Below are 1,025 nucleotides of genomic sequence, written 5' to 3'. Positions count from 1 at the left end.
GTGAAGATCTGCCCGTCGGGGATCTGCTCACCGGGGTGATTGTCGCGCCAGCGGGTGAACACGTCGGGCACCAACGCGATCTTGGTGCCCAAGATGAACGACAACCCCGAGGCCTGCAGGGCGATCTGATTGGCCTCCGAGATCATCCCCGCATCAGCGACGACGGTGACATCAGTCAACTGATGGGCGGTCTTGAAAGCGTTGATGACCGGCAGCATGGTGGCGGTCTCGGCCTTGTTGCCCTCGAAAGCCTCCACGGCCAGCGGGAACCCGGCGGCGTCGGTGAGCAACCCGATGGTGATCTGCGGTTCTAGCCGCCGTTCTTTCGAATAGCCGGGCTCGCGAAACCCATCACCGGTGTCGGTTTCGAAGTAGAGCGTGGAGACGTCGTAGAGCACCAGCGACGCCGGTCCCAGCCCGGCGCGGGCAGCACACGCTGCTGATAGTGATTGGCGCACTTCTCGTTTGGCGATCACCGGCAGGCGCCGTGTCACGGTCCGATAATCGACCGGTTCGATGCCGGCCTCGGCGAGCACCCGCAGCGAGTCGGCCTTGCTGGTCGGCTCGATGATCCGCGCCAACACCAGATCGCGGAAGACCTCGTCTCCGCCGGTGGCGGTATCAAAGCCCAGCGCCTGGTAGGCCCGGCACAAGCCGTCCCACAGGTGGCTTGCCTTGGAGGCGACGATCTCCAACGGTTCGCCGTCGACGCCGACGGTGTTTAGCCCTAGATCCAGCGCACCCTGACCTTCGGAAAGCCGTTGGCGCGCCGCGGCCTTGAGCGCTTCGACCTCGCCGTCGTCGTGGCCTGAGCCCAGGTGCTCGATCTGGCGCGAACCGCGCCGTGTGGACCACACGATCTGCACCGCGGTCGCTCCCGAGCTGGTCTTCACGGTACGCACGTAGGCCACCACAGCACCCTACGAACCAAGAACTAGTGTGCAAATATCGGCTCGACATGGATCAAAACCACAGATCAGCGACCCGCGCCAACGTCAGCAGCCGAAAAATGTCCTAAGTCGGGT

At 64.0% G+C, this 1,025-nt stretch carries 1 protein-coding gene; it reads right to left on the bottom strand.

From position 1 onward, the window contains the following. A partial coding sequence (locus tag AC5Y2L_RS28545) for an IS1634 family transposase (protein ID WP_499940091.1) occupies positions 1 to 911 on the bottom strand: 911 nt, incomplete at its 3' end. Between the last annotated feature and the right edge of the window lie 114 nt (positions 912 to 1,025).

Source organism: Mycobacterium sp. NGS66 (genome assembly GCF_059812225.1).
The sequence above is the reverse complement of the archived record's forward strand: the minus strand, read 5'-3'. Positions and strand labels throughout refer to the sequence as shown.